19 protein-coding genes and 1 pseudogene are annotated in these 17,693 nt (G+C 63.6%); 2 read left to right on the top strand and 18 right to left on the bottom strand.

Annotated elements, in window-relative coordinates:
* Position 1: 1 nt before the first annotated feature.
* The 10 genes from AC5Y4S_RS07540 to AC5Y4S_RS07495 form a co-directional block, all read right to left on the bottom strand.
* Positions 2–946 carry an NADP-dependent oxidoreductase gene (locus tag AC5Y4S_RS07540; protein WP_500031599.1) on the bottom strand — a complete coding sequence of 315 codons (945 nt, stop codon included), beginning with the start codon at positions 944–946 and terminating at the stop codon, positions 2–4.
* A gap of 113 nt (positions 947–1,059) precedes the next feature.
* Positions 1,060–2,538 carry a dihydrolipoyl dehydrogenase family protein gene (locus tag AC5Y4S_RS07535; RefSeq protein WP_500031597.1) on the bottom strand — a complete coding sequence of 493 codons (1,479 nt, stop codon included), beginning with the start codon at positions 2,536–2,538 and terminating at the stop codon, positions 1,060–1,062.
* Between the two features lie 50 nt (positions 2,539–2,588).
* Positions 2,589–3,077, bottom strand: a complete 489-nt coding sequence (locus AC5Y4S_RS07530) for a MauE/DoxX family redox-associated membrane protein (RefSeq protein WP_500031595.1) — start codon at positions 3,075–3,077, stop codon at positions 2,589–2,591.
* An 87-nt stretch (positions 3,078–3,164) separates the two neighbouring features.
* Positions 3,165–3,599 (bottom strand): cupin domain-containing protein, encoded by a 435-nt coding sequence (locus AC5Y4S_RS07525; RefSeq protein ID WP_500031592.1) that lies wholly within the window; start codon positions 3,597–3,599, stop codon positions 3,165–3,167.
* A 14-nt stretch (positions 3,600–3,613) separates the two neighbouring features.
* Entirely contained in the window at positions 3,614–4,534 is a 921-nt protein-coding gene (locus tag AC5Y4S_RS07520; RefSeq protein WP_500031590.1) for an NADP-dependent oxidoreductase, read from the bottom strand.
* Positions 4,534–4,779, bottom strand: coding sequence for a DUF8691 family protein (locus tag AC5Y4S_RS07515; RefSeq protein WP_068100718.1), 246 nt, complete (start codon positions 4,777–4,779; stop codon positions 4,534–4,536). Before AC5Y4S_RS07515 ends, AC5Y4S_RS07520 begins: the two co-directional genes overlap by 1 nt.
* A gap of 176 nt (positions 4,780–4,955) precedes the next feature.
* Positions 4,956–5,969: an alpha/beta hydrolase gene (locus AC5Y4S_RS07510; RefSeq protein WP_500031584.1), complete on the bottom strand. Its 1,014-nt coding sequence runs from the start codon at positions 5,967–5,969 to the stop codon at positions 4,956–4,958.
* 331 nt (positions 5,970–6,300) lie between these two features.
* Positions 6,301–6,657, bottom strand: coding sequence for a phosphoenolpyruvate carboxylase (locus AC5Y4S_RS07505; protein ID WP_500031582.1), 357 nt, complete (start codon positions 6,655–6,657; stop codon positions 6,301–6,303).
* A 571-nt stretch (positions 6,658–7,228) separates the two neighbouring features.
* Positions 7,229–7,540 carry a protein UsfY gene (usfY, locus tag AC5Y4S_RS07500; RefSeq protein WP_500031580.1) on the bottom strand — a complete coding sequence of 104 codons (312 nt, stop codon included), beginning with the start codon at positions 7,538–7,540 and terminating at the stop codon, positions 7,229–7,231.
* Between the two features lie 116 nt (positions 7,541–7,656).
* Entirely contained in the window at positions 7,657–8,139 is a 483-nt protein-coding gene (locus tag AC5Y4S_RS07495) for a hypothetical protein (protein WP_500031575.1), read from the bottom strand.
* Positions 8,140–8,654: 515 nt separating this feature from the next.
* Here AC5Y4S_RS07495 and AC5Y4S_RS07490 point away from each other — a divergent pair.
* Positions 8,655–9,962: a thiolase family protein gene (locus AC5Y4S_RS07490; RefSeq protein WP_500031573.1), complete on the top strand. Its 1,308-nt coding sequence runs from the start codon at positions 8,655–8,657 to the stop codon at positions 9,960–9,962.
* Between the two features lie 209 nt (positions 9,963–10,171).
* Positions 10,172–11,137 (top strand): NAD(P)/FAD-dependent oxidoreductase, encoded by a 966-nt coding sequence (locus AC5Y4S_RS07485; protein ID WP_500032193.1) that lies wholly within the window; start codon positions 10,172–10,174, stop codon positions 11,135–11,137.
* 215 nt (positions 11,138–11,352) lie between these two features.
* Here the strand turns inward: AC5Y4S_RS07485 and AC5Y4S_RS07480 are convergent, their stop codons facing one another.
* From AC5Y4S_RS07480 to AC5Y4S_RS07445, 8 genes and pseudogenes are all read right to left on the bottom strand, one after another.
* Positions 11,353–11,499 (bottom strand): hypothetical protein, encoded by a 147-nt coding sequence (locus AC5Y4S_RS07480; protein WP_500031568.1) that lies wholly within the window; start codon positions 11,497–11,499, stop codon positions 11,353–11,355.
* The gene (locus AC5Y4S_RS07475; RefSeq protein WP_500031564.1) at positions 11,499–11,771 is read right to left on the bottom strand and encodes a DUF6510 family protein; all 273 of its coding nucleotides are present in this window, start codon (positions 11,769–11,771) and stop codon (positions 11,499–11,501) included. The genes AC5Y4S_RS07480 and AC5Y4S_RS07475 overlap by 1 nt, the downstream gene beginning before the upstream one ends.
* 17 nt (positions 11,772–11,788) lie before the next feature.
* Positions 11,789–12,529, bottom strand: coding sequence for a ferredoxin reductase (locus AC5Y4S_RS07470; RefSeq protein ID WP_500031561.1), 741 nt, complete (start codon positions 12,527–12,529; stop codon positions 11,789–11,791).
* 8 nt (positions 12,530–12,537) lie between these two features.
* The gene (locus AC5Y4S_RS07465) at positions 12,538–13,137 is read right to left on the bottom strand and encodes a sulfite oxidase-like oxidoreductase (RefSeq protein WP_500031558.1); all 600 of its coding nucleotides are present in this window, start codon (positions 13,135–13,137) and stop codon (positions 12,538–12,540) included.
* A gap of 89 nt (positions 13,138–13,226) precedes the next feature.
* Positions 13,227–14,519: pseudogene (locus tag AC5Y4S_RS07460) on the bottom strand (NAD(P)/FAD-dependent oxidoreductase); the annotation flags it as partial.
* 424 nt (positions 14,520–14,943) lie between these two features.
* The gene (locus tag AC5Y4S_RS07455) at positions 14,944–16,359 is read right to left on the bottom strand and encodes an NAD(P)H-quinone dehydrogenase (RefSeq protein WP_500031554.1); all 1,416 of its coding nucleotides are present in this window, start codon (positions 16,357–16,359) and stop codon (positions 14,944–14,946) included.
* A gap of 3 nt (positions 16,360–16,362) precedes the next feature.
* The gene (locus tag AC5Y4S_RS07450) at positions 16,363–16,806 is read right to left on the bottom strand and encodes a DUF5709 domain-containing protein (protein WP_500031552.1); all 444 of its coding nucleotides are present in this window, start codon (positions 16,804–16,806) and stop codon (positions 16,363–16,365) included.
* A 63-nt stretch (positions 16,807–16,869) separates the two neighbouring features.
* On the bottom strand, positions 16,870–17,259 hold the full coding sequence (locus AC5Y4S_RS07445; RefSeq protein WP_500032192.1) for a four-helix bundle copper-binding protein: 390 nt from the start codon (positions 17,257–17,259) through the stop codon (positions 16,870–16,872).
* Between the last annotated feature and the right edge of the window lie 434 nt (positions 17,260–17,693).

Below are 17,693 nucleotides of genomic sequence, written 5' to 3'. Positions count from 1 at the left end.
CTCAAGACTCCTCGTTGGGTGTGACGTTGTTCTGGTGTGTGATGGCAACTTCGTCAACGTCTAGCGTGATGACAACTCCCCTGGACTCGTTGCCTGCGACGACGTGTGCGAGGGCGGTGGCAGCCTGATCCAGGCTGCAAGACCGCGGAATGGGCATGCTCAATCGACGGGACGCGAGGAGCGCGGTGAGGCGGTCGAGTTGAGGCCCGTCGGAGCGGACATACACTGCGGTCACGCTGATCCCGCGGCTGGATGCAGGTAGGTCGGGTGTGATGGTGGCTAGCCGGCCGCCGTCGCCAACCGCGGTCATCGCCGTCGCGGCACCCCCGGGGGCCGCATTGGCGGCGGCGTCGATGGAGTGCTTCGCCAGCTCCCTCGCGTGGCGTGGCCACTGCGGATTGCGATAATCGATCACCTCACGGGCACCATGCTCGCGGACCCGGTCAACGCTGTGCGGGCCGGCAGTGGCGAGGACGTCAACCCCACGCATGGCCGCCAGCTGGACGATCAGCCCGCCGGTGATTCCGCCCGCACCGTGAACGAGCAAGGTCTCTCCACCATCCAATGCCAACGCCTCGCCGACCACCTGCTCGGCGGTCAACGCCGGCACCGGAAAGATCGCTGCGGTGGCCCATGGAATTTCGGGCGCTTTATGGGCGAGCGATCCGACGGGCGCGATCAGAAGCGGCGCCCAAGTGCCTTGATCGCGCAGCGGAACAGGGTGGCATAGCACCGCATCGCCAACGCCGAATCCGCTCGGGCGGTTACCAACGGCCTTGATGACTCCAGCAGCCTCGACGCCGAGAGCGAGCGGCGGCCTCCGACCGACATCCCAACCTCCGTAGCGAACGATATTGTCCCAGTTGCCAATCCCGGCAGCACGAACGTCAATCAGGACCTCGTCGGCCGCCAGCGGTCGTGGGTCGTGCACTTCGAACGTCTGCACTTGGCCGCCTAGGGTGCGGATCCCCGCCACAAGCATGGTCACAGTGAGGCGACCGGCCATTCGTACGTCATTGTGGTTCCTTTCAAGATCAAGGTTCTACGGCTTTGATTCGCTTACGCGCTCTTCTGTGCTTTCTGCAGCCCGTTTTTCAGTAACGAGGCAAGTTCGGACTCTTGGGCGAGTAGCGGATCCCAGACCTGATTGACCGTCGGATGTGGCGCGACGGCGTGGCGGAGCAGACTGACTGGGACCTTCGCGACGATAGCCAGGGTGGCCGCTTGAACCAGTTCGGAGAACTGTGGGCCGACAAATGTCGCTCCGAGCAGCGTGTTGGTCTCGTCGTTGATGACCAGTTTCGCCCATCCTTCGAACCCATCCCGGTAAAGGGCGAGGAATGACACCGCGTCGGGGTAATGGGCAGTTCGCGTCCGCACCGCGAACCCTTCTGCTTTGGCCAGACTTTCGGTGCGGCCCACCCAGGCCACTTGGGGATCAGTGTGGATAACCTGCGCAAGGCTGCCGGCATCTCGGACAGTCAGCTCGTTCTCGCATAGTTCTCGCCCCGCAGCCCGGGCCGTGATGATGTCGGCCACGACACGGCCGTGGTATGTGGAGATATGAGACAGCCGGGCACGACCGGTGGTATCTCCGAGAGCGTATAGCCAGTCGCCTGTGACGCCGACGGCCTGGAGATGGTCGTTCACAGAAACGATCCCGCCGGCCGGCAGGCCAATGGTTTCCAGTCCGATGTTGTCGGTGTTGTTGCGCCGTCCGGTGGCCAGGACGACCTCGTCTACCTCGATGGTCTGGCGTTGAAAAGTAGCGGTGACGGGACCGCCCGCGATGGGGCGGGCTACCGCCGACAACTCTGTCTCAAAGTGAATCTTGACGCCTTTGTTGCGCAGTGACTGCGTGACCAGTTCACGAGCTTCGGGTTCGCAGTTGGCAAGCAGGGTGTTCTCCCGCACCAAAAGTGTTACTGCTGAACCCAAACCGCGCAGGATCGTCGCGAACTCGACGGCGACGGGGCCGCCGCCCACCACCAGCGCGCGAGGCGGCACCTGCGTCATGGTCGTCAAGTCCCGATTGGTCCACGGGCGTGCTTGCGCCAACCCGGGTATCTCCGGCACGTTCGGACGGGTTCCGGTGGCCAGCACGACCGCGTGGCGTGCGGTCAAGACGGTTTCGGTGGTATCCCCCAGGGCATAGGCCACGCGCACTGTTCGTTGGCCGCTCAGCCGGCCGAACCCATGAAACACTGCTACCCCGGCTTGCTGCAACGATGCTGTGCGCTCTTGGTCGGAGAGGTGTTCAATGAGCGCGTCGCGTTTCGCGAAGACGGCCGCAAGGTCGAGTCCTTGCTCCGGAATGATCTCTCGCACACCAGGAACCGCCCTGGCGAGATTGAATACCTCGATGGGGCGCAGCAATGTTTTGCTCGGGTTGCAGCCCCAGTAATGACACTCTCCCCCGACCAGACGATCCTCCACGAGAGCTACCGAGAGGCCCACCGACGCAAGCTTCCGCACGGCGGCCACACCGCCCACCCCGCCACCTAGAACGATGACGTCGAAGTCTTTGCTTGCTTTCATTCATCTCTCATTTCCGACGATCGACACGTGCAGCTGTAGTTTGGTAATGCTTACGGCTCAACGGATTGGCGGCAGTCAGACGGCTTGCGACAGTTTCGAGGGTCCGGAGTGGACGAGGCGACCGGCGTACGTTGCAGCGATGTTGTGCCGAGAATCGCGTAGGCGGCGGCTGCGCTCGCCGCAGAGAAGACACTGCAGCTAAGCGGCGATTCCAGACCGAGGGATACCGCCATCGCGGACCCGAATACGAGGAGCGTCAGGCAACTCGCGGTGCCGACGATCCTCGGCCGCCAGCCGGCAAGGAGCAAGGCTCCCAGCGCCGCCTCGGTTGCGGTAGAGCCCCACACAACGACGGTCAATAACCATCCAGAGGCGAACGGAACGAGCTGGTGGGCATAGTCGGCGAAGCGGTCCATGCTCCCCCAACTGCCCTGCCCGAGTGGTGCCCACCAACCAAGTCGGTCGGCGACAGCGGACAGAAAGGCGGCCGCGAGCGACAATCGCAACGCTATCCCGACAGCCCGGATCGGATCAGGCATGCGCACGGACTCCTCCTGTCGAATAGATACTGTCGTCACAGCGCGCACGCTTCATGACGCCAACGTCTTTCACTGTCGGCGCGCCAGTCACCGGCTGGCATCGTCATCCGTGGTAAGCGGGCCATCTCCGGTATCGAGCAGGAAGACCGCCAGTAATTCAGCGGGTTCGGTGGCGCTCGCATTTTCACTGATCGTGTGGTGCGCTCCGGGGACCTCCTGCCACGTCTCACCGGCGTGGTAGACGCGTGCGGGCTCACCTTCGACCTGGCTGCGGATCGCTCCAGAAATCACGTACGCCATGATGAACGCTGATTTTGCGTGGTGGTGCGCCCCGCTTTTTGCTCCGGGCGGATAACTGACAGTCACTGCTTCAAGTGATTTGCCCGGAACATTGGTCGGCTGATTGAAGACGGGGCGAACCACCGGCTTTTGATCGGAACCCTCTGGCATCGGCTCGGCGTGGGCCCCGGGCGCGAGCATCATCGCGGCTGTCAATGCGACGAGTGGAATTTTCAGGGCCATTTTGCTGCCTTCTTTCAGTCTTCGGCCACGCGAAGGATCGTCTTGCCGGGGATGCGTTTGCCGGGAGCGAAAGCGGTGGCGGCTTCGGCGAGCGGCAGCACGGCGCCGACCACGGGCTTAAGCCGTCCATCCCGCACTCGCGCGGCGAGGCCGGCGAGCTGGACCCGGTCCGCCTCCACCAGGAAGAAGATCGCGCGGCCGTCCCGCGGCTGGGTCTTCGGCGGCTCGGCAACGGTGACGAGCGTTCCGCCGGCCCGGACCAGAGCGGCCGATCGGGCGAGGATGTCTCCGCCGATCACATCGAACACCACGTCGACTTCGCCCGCGTCTTCGAGCTTTTCAGTCTCCAAGTCGAGGAAGGTGTGGGCGCCGAGCTCCAACGCCCGGTCTCGGTCTGCGGTCCGGCCGGTACCGATGATCCGTGCACCGACCTCGCGAGCGAGCTGCACCGCGATCGACCCGACCCCTCCCGCGGCGCCGTGGATCAGGACCGTTTGTCCGGCCGCCAGGCGACCGTGGTCGAATAGACCTTGCCAGGCGGCCAATCCAGAGATCGGCAACGCGGCGGCGGTGGTGTGGTCGATGTCCATCGGCAGCGGTGCGAGATTGCGGGCTTCCATGGCGGTGTATTCCGCCAGCGAGCCGTTGCGCGCCCAGTCGGCGAGCCCGAACACCCGCTGACCGACGGTCAAAAGCGTGGTGCCGTAACCCAACTCCACCACGACACCCGACAGCTCGTGGCCGGGCACGCTCGGTGTCCGGTCATGACCCGCCCGGTCGATCCAAGTGTGTGGCCAGTCAAGCTCCCCGGGTGTGAAGCCCGCGGCGTGTACCCGAACAATGACGTCGTTGTCGGCCGCCTGGGGGTAAGGCAGGTCGCTCAGCGATAGGCCAGCGACACCGGCGTCGCGATCTGAAATAGTGATGGCTTGCATTACAGGTCCTCTCTGATAAGGGTTTTGGTTGCAGGGTCGGGCGCGGGTTGCGGCTGCACGCTGACGAGCTCGAGGCCTAGGTCACGGACCCGGTCGAGCAGTCCGTAAAGTTGTGACTGGTCACGGATTTCACCCGTGAACACGCTTTCGGTCGAACCGGCCTCGAGGCGCATCCCTTCTAATGCGGACCCGAGCCGCTCCGTGAGGCGGCCTCGAATGCAGATCTGGTAAATCGTCGACTGCACTTCAGCCTCCGCTCGCCAACTTCCGAATCAGCATTTACCGACGTAGGGTGAATGGTCTTCACCCGTCGAGCTAATTCACCCGGGTGAGTGCGGCGGCATCGCTGGAGTATGGAAGGCATACGGACGCGAACATCCCCGGCCGGGATCTCTGATGGCGAGCTTCTGAAATCGATTCATTATCCGGTCGCATCGCGAATGAACTGGCCAATCTGGCGTAGCGAGCGCGTGGCCTCGGGAATGATCGGCGCCGCGAATTGAAACACGTGGATTTGGCCCGGCCATATCTGCAGCTCGACCTGAACACCGGCTGCGGCCAGCCGCTGGGCGGCCAGCTGCGCGTCATGGAGCAGCACCTCGCAGCCGGACACATGGATCAAGGTCGGGGGCAGGCCGGGTCGGATGTGATCGAGTGGTTCGTAGAGCGCGTCGGGAAGCCCCTTGGCGCGGCGCTGAGCTCCAGCGCGAGCGATTAATCCGTGCAGGGCGTCGAACGCTCTGGGCGGAAACATCGCATCCGAGCCGATGTTGGGGTGGGTCGTTTTGCGGTGCGTGGACAGTCGCAGCAGCGGTGACATTGCCACCAGCGCGGCAGGCTGTTCACGGGACTCGAGCAGGCGTTCGGCCAGCGCAAGCGCCAGATAACCACCGGCGGAGTCGCCCGCCAGCACGATCTGATCAGGCTGATAGCCTTGTCGGCGCAACCAGGAGTAGCCGTCGTAGCAGTCGTCGACCGCATCGCTGACCGAATGTTTGGGAATCTTGCGATAGTTGGGCACCAGTACGGGGCTGTCGGCGAAACGCGACAGCATGGTCACCAGCCGCCCATGCGAGTAAGCGCCGCAGGTCAGGAACGCCCCGCCGTGCAAATACAGGACAACCCGGCGGGTACCGTCGGCCGGTAGCACCCCCGCGGCACGGACGAGCTGCGCGGTGCAATGCGCCAGGCCGATGCCGTCGCGCACCGTACCCGGTGCCGGCGGAATGGCGCGCGCAGCGAATTCCACTGCGCCCCAAGGCCAGGGCAACGATGGCAGGTAGCAGCCTACTCTCAACGCAGGGCGGATCGTCAGCCGGGCACCGAGCGAGGCGATCCGCCCGGCCATGCTCGGGCCGTCCTGAGTGACGTCAACGACGGCGCCGGCGCGGACCGGATACCCCGGTGAACCCGATACGACGGCGAATGAGCTCATGTCATCACTTCCATGTCGGGTCCAACAGTTCCCTTGCACCCCGAACACATTCGCGCACCATCACAGTCGAAACCGCTTGCAGGCTCCTGTCTCGGGCAGTGCTGCTCGGCGACGCCCTGGTGGTCATACCGCTTGCGGAGCGCCGCCCGTCGCCGCGCTCCCACCATGTGGCGTCGGCGGCCCGCGTAGGCCGTCAGCCCGGCCGCCACCGTTGCTCCCGCACAAATGGCGGCGCTGGCGCCGAAATCGCTTAGCTGACCAACGGTTAACGTGAGAACGGTGTAATCGCCGGAAACGACCGCCACAAATAGCCAGGCCATGCGTAGTCGGTTCATGATGTCGGGCCCCCGGGCCCGATCGTGCGCACGGTGAAGACGCTGCGCAGGAATCCAGTGGGGCGCCCGCAGGTGGAGCAATGCGGGCGGGCGCCGCATCGGGATGCCATCTCGCTCTTGCCGCTTACGTAATCCGCGATGGCCTGATGCAAAGTAGCCAAGCAGGCTTGACAGAGCGTCTCAACGAGATCGCCGTCTGGGGTTAGTCCTGTCTGGTCACATCCGTCGATGGCGTGTATCTCGGCTACGGCCACTGCCGGCGCACCACAGGCATTGCCGGTCGACACCCGCTGGGCACTGCAAATGGCCTGCAGCGCTTGAAGTTGATCCTCGATCGCCGGTATGGCGTCCATCGGGGCGCCTCCTTTCCGACGCGTCCAAAGCCGGGCAGAGGCGGCGGCGTCCCGCATTCGATCCAGCAGCCACGGTGTTCGCGCGGCCCCGGAGCCGTATTCGGCAGTCGATCGTTGAAATTGGCGAGGCTTCATTTGGTTTTCTCCAATTTGTGGCGATGGGTTCCGCGGTAATCAACGCAGCAAGGTTGTCCACCGTCATCGCGACCCGTTGCTCGCTGATGCGGCCCCGAACACAGAGCCGGTACCTGATCGGCTCCACATACCCTCCGCTCGCGATCTCATAAGCCAGCATTCGTTGAGGTGGGATGAGTGGTCATCACCCGGCGAACTGATTCACCCGGGCGATTTGCCAATATCGCGAGCACCGAGCGGAGGAAGAAGCGCCGGGAAACCGGGGCGAGGGCGATTCACTCCATAGTGACGATGGCCGCGTGACTACCGCAGGACGCAGGTATTATCGGCACTAACGAAATGCGAAATACGTTGGAATACCGCCTGATACACCCACGCAAAATGCACTATGCACACCCGTGAGTGTCAGTGTCGACGGGGCGCTCGGCTGTTGTGATTAGCGAGTGCGCTGGCGCGTCCGACTACCTGTGTGGTCAGCATCCCACTGCGCATCGATGCGGGTCACGCGGCGAAGCTCCATGACGAGCCGCTGCGCTCCCGCGATCACGCCGAGAACCGCGATGAGCGCCGTGGTGGGAAGCCATTCGTAATGTCGATACGCGGCTTCTGCCGCGGTGCTAATGAGCCCAAATGCCGCTACTACCAGCAGGATCAACCCCGGCCAGAAGAAGTTGTCCTTTACGGTGATACCGGCGTGCGGTTGCGTGGTCCGACAGTGATCCGTCGGATCGTCATGTGTGTCTCCCATCGCCGCTCCCTCCGTCGTCCTTATACGAGATATCGAATTCCGTCCATGGCGGACCGCACGAAATACAGCATCTCGACGCGGATCACCGATACATCGGTGAGTGCCGGACGGTTTTGTTACGTCGAGTCGGCCCGGCCGCGGACAAGGAGCTCGGGCAGCGTCACCCCTATCGTCGTCACGAGCCACACCACCGTCGTCACGGCCAGGCAGGATGGCATACCGTCGATGGTGATTCCGTGCGTCAATATCGACGCAAGGATCAACGCGACGATCGTCAATGCCAAGCTGGTGCCCCCAAGGAGCAGCGACGCGTACTCACGGGGCAACTTCAAGATCGATAAGGACAAGATCCCCTGCATTACGGCGAACGCCAGCACGGCGATGCTGAACCCCGGTACCGACAACGAAACTCCGGGAACAATCCGCGCCGCAACCAGTAGTCCAATCCCCCACGATGCCAGGAGCACAATTACCCACCGCAGGATTTGCCTCATGGCAATAAGCGGAAGTCCTGGGGCCGGGAACACGTTCAGGCTTGGTGGGCGCCGACCTCGTTTCGGGATTGTGAATTGCCAGTCATCGAGGTTGATGCGCGCCATCGCTGGGTCCCTTTCCCGGATTTCTTCACCTGCTACGCCGTGCTGACTTTGGTTGTGTAGCGCCGAAACAATCGGTCATTGCCGCACATGTCTGTCGGAAGTCAAGCCTGGTCCGCCGCGGGGTGAGCTGTCTTCATCCCACAACGCCAATCACCCGGGTGAATGAGGACACTCCGAGGCCGTTGCCGCGGCATCGCATGCTCGCGGACCGCTGCACAGCGGTGGACTGTCATCGTCAATCTGAAGTGATGCGTCCTCCCGCGGGCGCGATGGAACAGTCGTCTGTTTGACGTTTTCCAGCGCTTCAGAACGCCCCGCGCGAATCACCCGGGGGAACAGACCGTTGGGGTGATGACGATTCACCCCGCGCGCGGGCATCCTCATCGAGGAGGATGGCCCCGGGTGCATGAGCACGCAGCGGGCGCAGCCTAACCCCCCGCTAGGTGCGACTGGATCGGAAGCATAAAGACGGGTGGCCCGGCCGCCGCCAGGGAGCCCGGGAAGGAAACTACGACATGCGCGGCGCGATGGCTGACTTCAGCCACACCAGATCTTCCGAGCCGTTGCATTCGAAAAGGACGGCGATGACTGAGGCTTATGTTTTGGGCGGCGTACGAACCCCGTTCACCCGCTATGGCGGCACGCTGTCCGGTATTCGGGCCGACGACCTGCTGGGAACGACGATGAAGGGTGCCTGCGACCGGCTGGGTGTGCCGCTGGATGCCGTGGAGGACATCGTGGCGGGTTGCGTGAACCCCGCTCACGAGGGCATGGGCGACGTCGCCCGCTGGGCTGCGTTGTCTGCGGGATTTCCTGACACCGCGGCCGGGGCCACCATAAACAGATTTTGCGGATCATCACTAAGCGCTGCGGTGACCATCAGCCATGCGATCAAGGCCGGCGACCTCGGCCTGGGTATCGCCTGCGGAGTCGAGTCGATGTCTCGATCGGGGTGGGCGTTGATGAAGGGCGAGGCCGCCTTCAGTCCCCGAGGCCCGGTTGTCATGCTCGACACTATGTGGAGCGGTGCTGGGGGACCGCCCAACACGGTATTGCTGGCCCGCAACGCTTACATCACCATGATCGAGACCGCGCAAAATGTCGCCGACCGCTACTCACTGAACCGGGAGGAGATCGACGCCTTCGCACTGCGCTCCCAGCGACATGCCCGGGCCGCCCGTGATCGAGGTCGGCTAGCCAAAGAGATTATGCCCGTGACGATCCCAGCGACCAAGAAGACACCTGCGCGCCTGGCAGAACATGACGAGTTCATCCGCGATGACACCACCGCTGAGGTGCTGGCGGCCTTACCGGCGCAGCCCGGCACGACTCAAATGACGGCGGCCAATTCCTCGCCGTTAAGCGATGGTGCCAGTGCCGTTGTCATCGCTTCCGGGGAGCGAGCCAGGGAGCTCGGCATCCAACCGTTGGCCCGCGTGGTATCGAGCGCGGTCTATGGCATCGACCCCCTCATTATGGGCGTGGCCCCTGCATGGGCGATCCCGGCCGCGATCCGCCGGGCTGAGCTTGTCCCCGAGCAGATCGACGTGTGGGAGGTGCACGAGGCATTCAGCGCCCAGGCGCTCGGCGTGCTGCGGGAATTGCCAAACCAGCTAGATGGTTTCGTGGTTCCCGATGACAAGCTGACACCCAATGGCGGCGCGGTAGCGATCGGACATCCGTTCGGGGCTACCGGAACTCGTTATTTGTTGACGTTGGCGATCGAATTGCGTGAAAGAGGTGCCCGCTACGGGGTGATTGGAATCTGCATCGGCTCGGGGCAGGCCGTAGCGATTGTCCTGGAAAGCGTTGCCGCAGAATAGAATCAGATGCGTTCGCCCTCGGACTGATCAGGACGCGTCGTATCGAAACGACACCCACGATGCTACCGAGACTTCTATCGATCATTTCGATGTCGCCATCCTCACGGGGCACGCCATCAACCTATGACGCCGACACCGAACCACGCTCGCATGCCATGCCGACCCACGATCACCGAACGCCGGCCCGCACGACAGAGCACCACCGAGTGATGCGGTCCGCGGGCCGGGTTCGTGATGTCATCGTCGCCGGGTCAGGCCCCGCCGGCTACACCGCGGCGATTTACGCCGCGCGAGCCGGGCTTGACACCCTCGTGGTGGAGGGCGTAGTGCCTGGCGGTGCACTGATGGCCGCCGGGTCGGTGGACAACTATCCCGGTATCGGCCCGTCCGTGTGCGGACCCGTGCTGGTGGCTGCGATGCGCGACCAGGCACAGCGCTTCGGCGCCGAATTCCACCAAGGCGACGTCGACCGATTCCTTCTGCACGACGCGGTGAAGACCATCGCCATACGCGACGAACGACACCACGCCCGCGCCCTGATCCTCGCGATGGGCTCCATCAACCGTCCGCTCAATGTGCCTGGCGAGCGCGACCTGTTGGGCCACGGGCTCAGTACCAGCGCCAAACTCGATGGTGCGGAGTACACCGGTTACGAGGTCGCCGTCATCGGTGGTGGCGACGCCGCGGCCGAAGAGGCGCTCTATCTCGCACCGCTGGCCCGCCACGTGACCCTCGTCCACCATCGTCCCCGGCTCCGGGCATCGGCAATTGGCGTCGCTCGGCTACGCGCTCATCCCAACATCACGATCCTGACGTCCACTGAAGTGCTAGCCGTCCTCGGCAGACAGCATGTCACCGGGTTGCGGCTGCGCAACACGCATAGCACAGCCTTCTACGACATCGACGTTGCCGCGGTGTTCGTCGCCGTCGGACAAAGGCCTCGCTCGGACCTATTGAAGGGACTTATCGGCCTCGATACCCAGGGCTACGTTCTAACCCGTGCGGATAGTAACCACACCTCAGTGGACGGCGTATTCGCCGCCGGTGCCCTGATCGACCGACGCTACCGCCAAGCGATAACCGCTGCAGCCACCGGCTGTGCTGCTGCACTCGACGCCCAGCGTTGGATCACCGAATCACACCCCACGCCGCAATGGACTGACAGACACACTTAGACGTGGAATCAGGCTGGCTGCTTGTCAACTCGGGACATCATGCCGATGCCCCTTCCCATCCGTTAAGAGAATGGAGATAGCGCCTTTGGCTTTCGAAAATCGCCAGGTGAATACGATCGATACTTCGTGTCCGTGCTGTCGTAGTACAGCCTGCAGATCGACAGTGGTTAGCCAGCATCGACGCAAGTTGCGTCGGTCGACGTGCCCGTTGCGGATCAGATGGTCACGGCGAGGCCGAAGAGCCGGTGACCGGGAATGGGACTCACCAGGTCGACCAGATGACACCGATGGCGGTGCCGTTGCCCCATGGCGTCCACGATGTCGGCGGTGCGCACGCTGGCGAGCGCGTCGAAGGACTCCATCAGGGCGCCGGGATCGGGACGCGCCAGGACCGGGCGCCGCGAAAGTCGAGCCACACATCGGTGGGCGTGCGCACCAGTCGGGACAGGACGTCTCCGCAGCATGGGCAGCGCACCACGATGCCGGGCCCGCGGTGATAGACGTGACTCTCGGCGAATGCCCTGGCGCAACCGCATTTCCCGCAAGTCAACGTCGCGGTGGTGACATCGAAACCCAGCACTTCTGCGAAAGCGCCCGCGACCGCGTTACCGTCGACGTGCGTTGGTTCCGTCATTGCCCCTCGCTTCTGAACTAGTTGCTCGGCCCGAACCGCTCGGTCCGGATGGCTGATGGCGGATGCCCCTGCGCGATCAGCTTCGCGGTGACCGATTCCACGAATCCCGTTGGACCGCAGACATAGACGCGTGCACCGGAGGCGGGCGCCCAATGCGTCGATGCGAGGTCATCGCCACGGACCCGACCGAGCGGCCGGGCGGACTGCGGTGCGACGCGGCGAGTGTAGACCAGCGCAACCTGCAACCAGCCACATTCGCGCTCGAGCCGGCCCAACTCTTGGGCGTAGTACACGTCGTCGGGACTGCGCACCGAATAGACCAGCCGAAAGTCCGCGCTGCCCGCCACTAGCCGCTGTCGCAGCATGGCCATCAACGGCACGATTCCCGATCCGCCGCCGACGAGTAGAACCCGAGCCTGATCCTCAGGCCGCCAGACGAACCAGCCGCCGATGGGTCCTCGGAGTTCGATCTCGTCTCCGGCAACAAGTTCGGTGAGGTAGGGCGAGACTTCTCCGTCGGGAATATGCTGCACGGTAAGCTCGATGCGCTCACCGTCGGGTGGTCTGCTCAGTGAATAGCTGCGTTGCGCGCTGTACCCGTCCTCAGCGGTCAGCTTGAGATCAATGTGCTGGCCGGCCAAGTGCCCGCCCCAACCCGGCACGGTCAACGCGATCGTTTGCGCCGACTCGGTCTCGGGTTCAGAGTGCACCACACGCGCGACGCGCCAGCGCAACTTCGATTCCAGGTGGACGTCCACGGCCGTCGTCAATCCCCCGCGTAGCGCTGTTCTCGCCAAGGGTCGCCGTAGTTGTGGTAGCCGAACCGCTCCCAGAATCCCGGTGCGTCACTGTCACGGAGCTCAATGGATTTCACCCACTTCGCGGACTTCCAGAAATATAGGTGCGGCACCAGCAACCGCGCCGGCCCGCCGTGTACCGCGCTAAGTGGTGCGCCCTGGTACGCGTAGACGATCCACGCCTTCCCGCCAAGAAGGTCGCCAAACGGAACATTGGTGGTGTAGCCGCCGTAGGAGCCGACCAGTGCGAATTCGGCAGCAGTGTCGATCGATTCGAAAAATGTGTCCAAAGAGACGCCCTCCCACTCGGTATCTAGCTTGGACCATGTGGTGACGCAGTGGATGTCCGCGGTGAGCCGCTCGCTGGGCAGGAGCTTGAGCTGGGACCAGGTCCACGAGTGTTCAGCGCCGCGCTCGTCGCGAATGGTGAACCGCCAGTCATCAAGATTGATCCGCGGAGTCGGTCCTGCTTGCAGGACAGGGAAGTCCGCGGTCAAATGCTGTCCGGGCGGTAGCTCACGGGCCGACTCACCGCGTCGTCCGCGAAAGCCCTTGTTGACGATACTCATTGGTGCTCCGTTTGGTCGTGGTGATCATCGCGAACAAGTCCGGCGTTGGATGTGTAGCCGAAATGAGAGGCGTGAACTGCCCCAGCCGCCTTCGGTAGCCGGACGACTTCGCTGCTCGTGAATCCGGCGTCGGTGCCGGAAACGAATCCCATCGACAACACGGTGCGGGAGAAGAAGACGTCGGTGAGATATGCCAGCGCGACCGCCCAGCGGTTGACGAGCCGGGGGATCGCATAAAGGTGGTAGGCGCGGGCGACAAACTTCGCGGCATAGCCCGATAGCTGCACGCCTAACGGGTTGGCGATTGCGTAGTGCGGACCCAAGTCGACCACCAAACCCCGGTCGCTGTGGCGGTAGTTCTTCCGCTTGCCGTAGCCGAGGCTTGCGGCGACGTTGCGGGCCAACGTTTTGCCTTGCCTGGTGGCGTGCTGGGCGGTGGACGGGGCGATCCTGCCCGGCTGGGTTAGGTCCGGAACGGCGGCGGCGTCGCCTGCGGCGAACACTCTGGGGAGACCCGGTACCTGCAAATCGGCCTGCACCTTCAGCCGGCCCCGCACGGTTTCCAAGCCCAGCGTAGCGATCAGCGGCGACGGTGTAACGCCAGCCACCCACGCTACCGTGTACGTGTCGATGCGCGAATCATCCGTGAGCACAACATGGTCGGCGTGCACCTCCTTCAGGGTCGTGCGAAACCGGACATCGATCCCGCGAGAGCGCAGCACACGCATCGCGGCGTCGCCGAGCTTTTGCCCCACCTCCGGCATGACGTGATCGGCCAAGTCCAGCATCACAAATCGCACCGAGGCCCGATCGAAGCCCATCTGCTTCGCCGCCGCGTCGGCGAGCGCGCGCAGTTGCACCGTCAATTCAGAACCGGAATACGACGCACCGACAACGACAATCGTGCGCCGCGCGGCTGCGCGCGCCTCGTTTTCGTCGACGTGAGCTGATTCCAACTGCTCGATCACATGATCACGTAGATACAGCGCCTCGGCCGTCGTCTTCAGCCCGTGCGCGTAAGTAGCCAACCCAGGCGCATCGACCAGGCGGGTCACCGAGCCTGGTGTTAAGACCAGCCGATCCCACGGTAGCGTCCCTAGCCGGCCCTCCATATCGGTGAACGAGATCATATGCCGGTCGAAGTCAACTCTGTGGACCCGGCCGCGCACCGCGAGGACGCCTTTGAGCGTTCCGGCAAGCGGAACACAGACAAACCGTGGGTCAACCAGCCCACCCGCCACATCGGCCAGCAGTGGCGAGTACAGCATGTAATCGACCGGCGAAACAATGGTCACACTCACATCCGCCCCGCGCGCCCCGTCGAACCGTCGGGCCAGTCGGCGCGCGCATTCGAAACCGGCGAACCCGCTGCCGACGATCACAACCGAGGTGGTTGGTTCCGCGTTTGGCGGTTGACGGTGGCTGGGACCGCCTTCATAACTTTTCTCCTGCGCGGCGTTTGGGTATTGACGTGGTGTCAGCGATCGATGGCACGAGGTCGTGGTGTTCCTTGGTGGCCACGCGTCCCGGACCGCGGCGCGATGACAGCTGCGGAGACATCAAGCACGAGCATCATTCGACCCAGTCCATCTGTCATCACTCCTCAGCACGACTCACCCGGGTGATAATGCTTAACCCTCCGCGACATCGAATCGACTGCCCCTGCGCACTGAGTGACGCATGCTTCAAAGACAGAAAGGGGCAACCTACCGTGCGGTGAATCACCTGCTCGCGGTGCAGGATGCGACTCGAAGCCGCAGCGCCGCCGGAGCCACACAGCCCTCGTCGGTTTGATGAGTTCGTGCATCAGTTCACATCATCGCGGGCTATGAGCCGGCGGGCCGCCTCAGTGATCGAGCCCGAGAGCGACGGATAGACGGCAAGCGTCTGCGCCAGATCGTCGACAGTGATCCGGTTTTGAACGGCCATCGCGATCGGCAGTATCAATTCCGAGGCGATCGGCGCGACCACCACGCCACCGATTACCACGCCACTGTCCTGCCGGCAGAATAGTTTGACGAAGCCATGATGTAGCTCCGACATTTTCGCCCGCGCATTGGTTTTCAACGGCAGCATAATCGTGCGAGCCTGGATCGAGCCGTCGTCGATCGCGGTCTGCGAGACGCCGACCGTCGCGAGCTCGGGGTGGGTGAACACCGTCGCCGCGACGGTGCCCAACCGGAGCGGATTGACGGCCTCACCCAGCGCGTGATACATCGCGATCCGACCCTGCATCGCGGCAACGGATGCCAACGGCAATATGCCCGTGCAGTCCCCGGCAGCGTAGATGCCCGCGACCGGTGTCCGCGACACCCGGTCGACACCAATGTAGTTGCCGGGTCCAGGTTCGATGCCCACGCGCTGTAGACCTAGCCGGCCGGTGTTGGGCACCGACCCAACCGTCATCAATGCGTGGCTGCCTTCAACGGTACGGCCGTCGGTCATTGTCACCAGTACCCCGTCGTCGGTGGGCTTTACGGATTGTGCGCGGGCCTGTTTGATCAGTTCGACGCCACGTCGCGCGAACGATTCCTCGAGCACCTGCGCGGCGTCTGCGTCCTCGCACGGCAACACGCGGTCGCGGCTGGCTAGTACCGTAACTGTCGCACCCAGTTCGGTGTAGGCGTTGGCGAATTCGGTGCCGGTGACCCCGCTACCCACCACGATGAGGTGGTCGGGCAGCGAGTCCAGGTTGTAGAGCTGGCGCCAATTCAAGATGCGCTCGCCGTCGGGTTGCGCCGACGGCAGGATCCTGGGGCTGGCGCCGGTGGCGATCAGCACCACATCGGCATCGCGGATCGTGGTGCTGCCGTCGCGTGCGGTCACCCTGACGCGGTGACACGCCAGACCGGGAGTCGCATCAACCAACTCGCCGCGGCCCGCGACCAACTCGACACCCGTGCTTACCAGCTGGGCGGTGATATCCACCGACTGCTCGGTGGCAAGCGTCTTGATCCGCCGGTGGATTTCTGTCAAACAGATCTTGGCGTCGTCGATGTCGATGTCGAAGCCCAGGCGGGCCGCCCGTCGCAGCTCGGTGCGCAGGCCCGTGGAGGCGATAAATGTCTTCGATGGCACGCAGTCGCACAAGACCGCGGCGCCGCCTATCCCGTCGGAATCGACGACGGTGACGCGGGCTACGGCGGGACCTCGTGCTGCTGCAACCAATGCAGCCTCGTATCCGGCCGGCCCGCCGCCGAGGATCACAATTCGGGTCACCACAGCTCAAGTGTCTTCATCGACGACGATATGCATGGCGGCTTCTTCCGCCGATGCAGCGCCGCCGTCAATGCCGACGTCGTGGGCCAGGTAGTCCGTCCCTGGATCCGTCGGGTCGACGGCGAAGGCGACAAGCCGACCTGCGCGCATGTCGCCGACCTGATCGTCGATTAGCTCGCCATCGCTGTCGGCGCTATCGCCGATTCCGTCGCCATCCGACTGATCGGTCACGTCGGGCACCTCGCGGGCCAGTCGGCGGGCCAGACTTTCATGGGTTCGCGCTTCCCTCGTCGTGAGACCCCACGCCCGGAGTTCACGCGGGCGTTCCGGGGGTGAGTAGCCCTCGTCGAGGTCGATGCCAGTCTGTTCTGAGTCCAGGCTTTCTTCCGGTTCGAGCAGGTGGGCCTGCACATCATCGAATTCAGAAATCCCCATCAGCGCCGCCTCCATTCCGTATCTCCAAAAAGTCACGCTCGCGCAGCGAAGGCCTTCTATGGCCACTCGGTCGTTGTCTCAGCCGAGCGCCTCAACAAGGTCGCGGCAGGCTCGTTCACAGCGACGGCATACGTCGGCGCACACGCGGCAATGCTCATGTTTCGCCGCATGCTTGTCGCATTCGGCTGCACTCGTCTTACAGGAGATGGCGCACGTTTGGAGCACCGTTGTTGTCAGGTTGGCGTCGTAGCCTGTGTGCCGGGACAGGACGCGGCCGGTTGTGGCGCAGACATCCGAGCAGTCAAGGCAAGTACGGATGCATTTAGTTAGTTGATTGACGTCGTCTTCACTGAGGCAGGCGTCTGCACACGCGGTGCAGGCTTGGTCACATTCGATACAGGCCTCGATGCATGCGACAAGCTTGGCCCAGTCGATGCGACCTAGGTCTCGTGGATAGGTCTCAAGCATTCTCCTGGCGGCGCTCACCATGTTCTCCTTGCTCAGGGCGATGGTTATCTCTCACACACACAACAGAACACGCTGCGCGGGCGTAGACGTTAAGAGCATGGCGCGCAAGGGGGTGAACTGTCGTCGCCCACCTCCGTCACTCACCCGGGTGGTTGACGACAGAAGAATCGTCAAAACCGGTCGATCGGATCGGCAAGTTCAGGCAGCAGTCGATGCGAACCGTTCGGCGTCGAGTTCGCGGATGGCGTTCTGCGACGACGCACCGGTCCTCATGTCGAAACCTCGCCCAGTGAGAACGATTCGCTTGAACTTCAACAGTTTTCGTCATCGAGGGCGCAACATACAAAGTGGGCAGGTGAGTTGCCACGCCCTCGACGACCGGGCCGATCGCCGAGGTCGACCGCGAAGCGCAGCCGCCGGCACGCCACTACAGA

The organism is Mycobacterium sp. NGS64, from assembly GCF_059812245.1.
The sequence above is the reverse complement of the archived record's forward strand: the minus strand, read 5'-3'. Positions and strand labels throughout refer to the sequence as shown.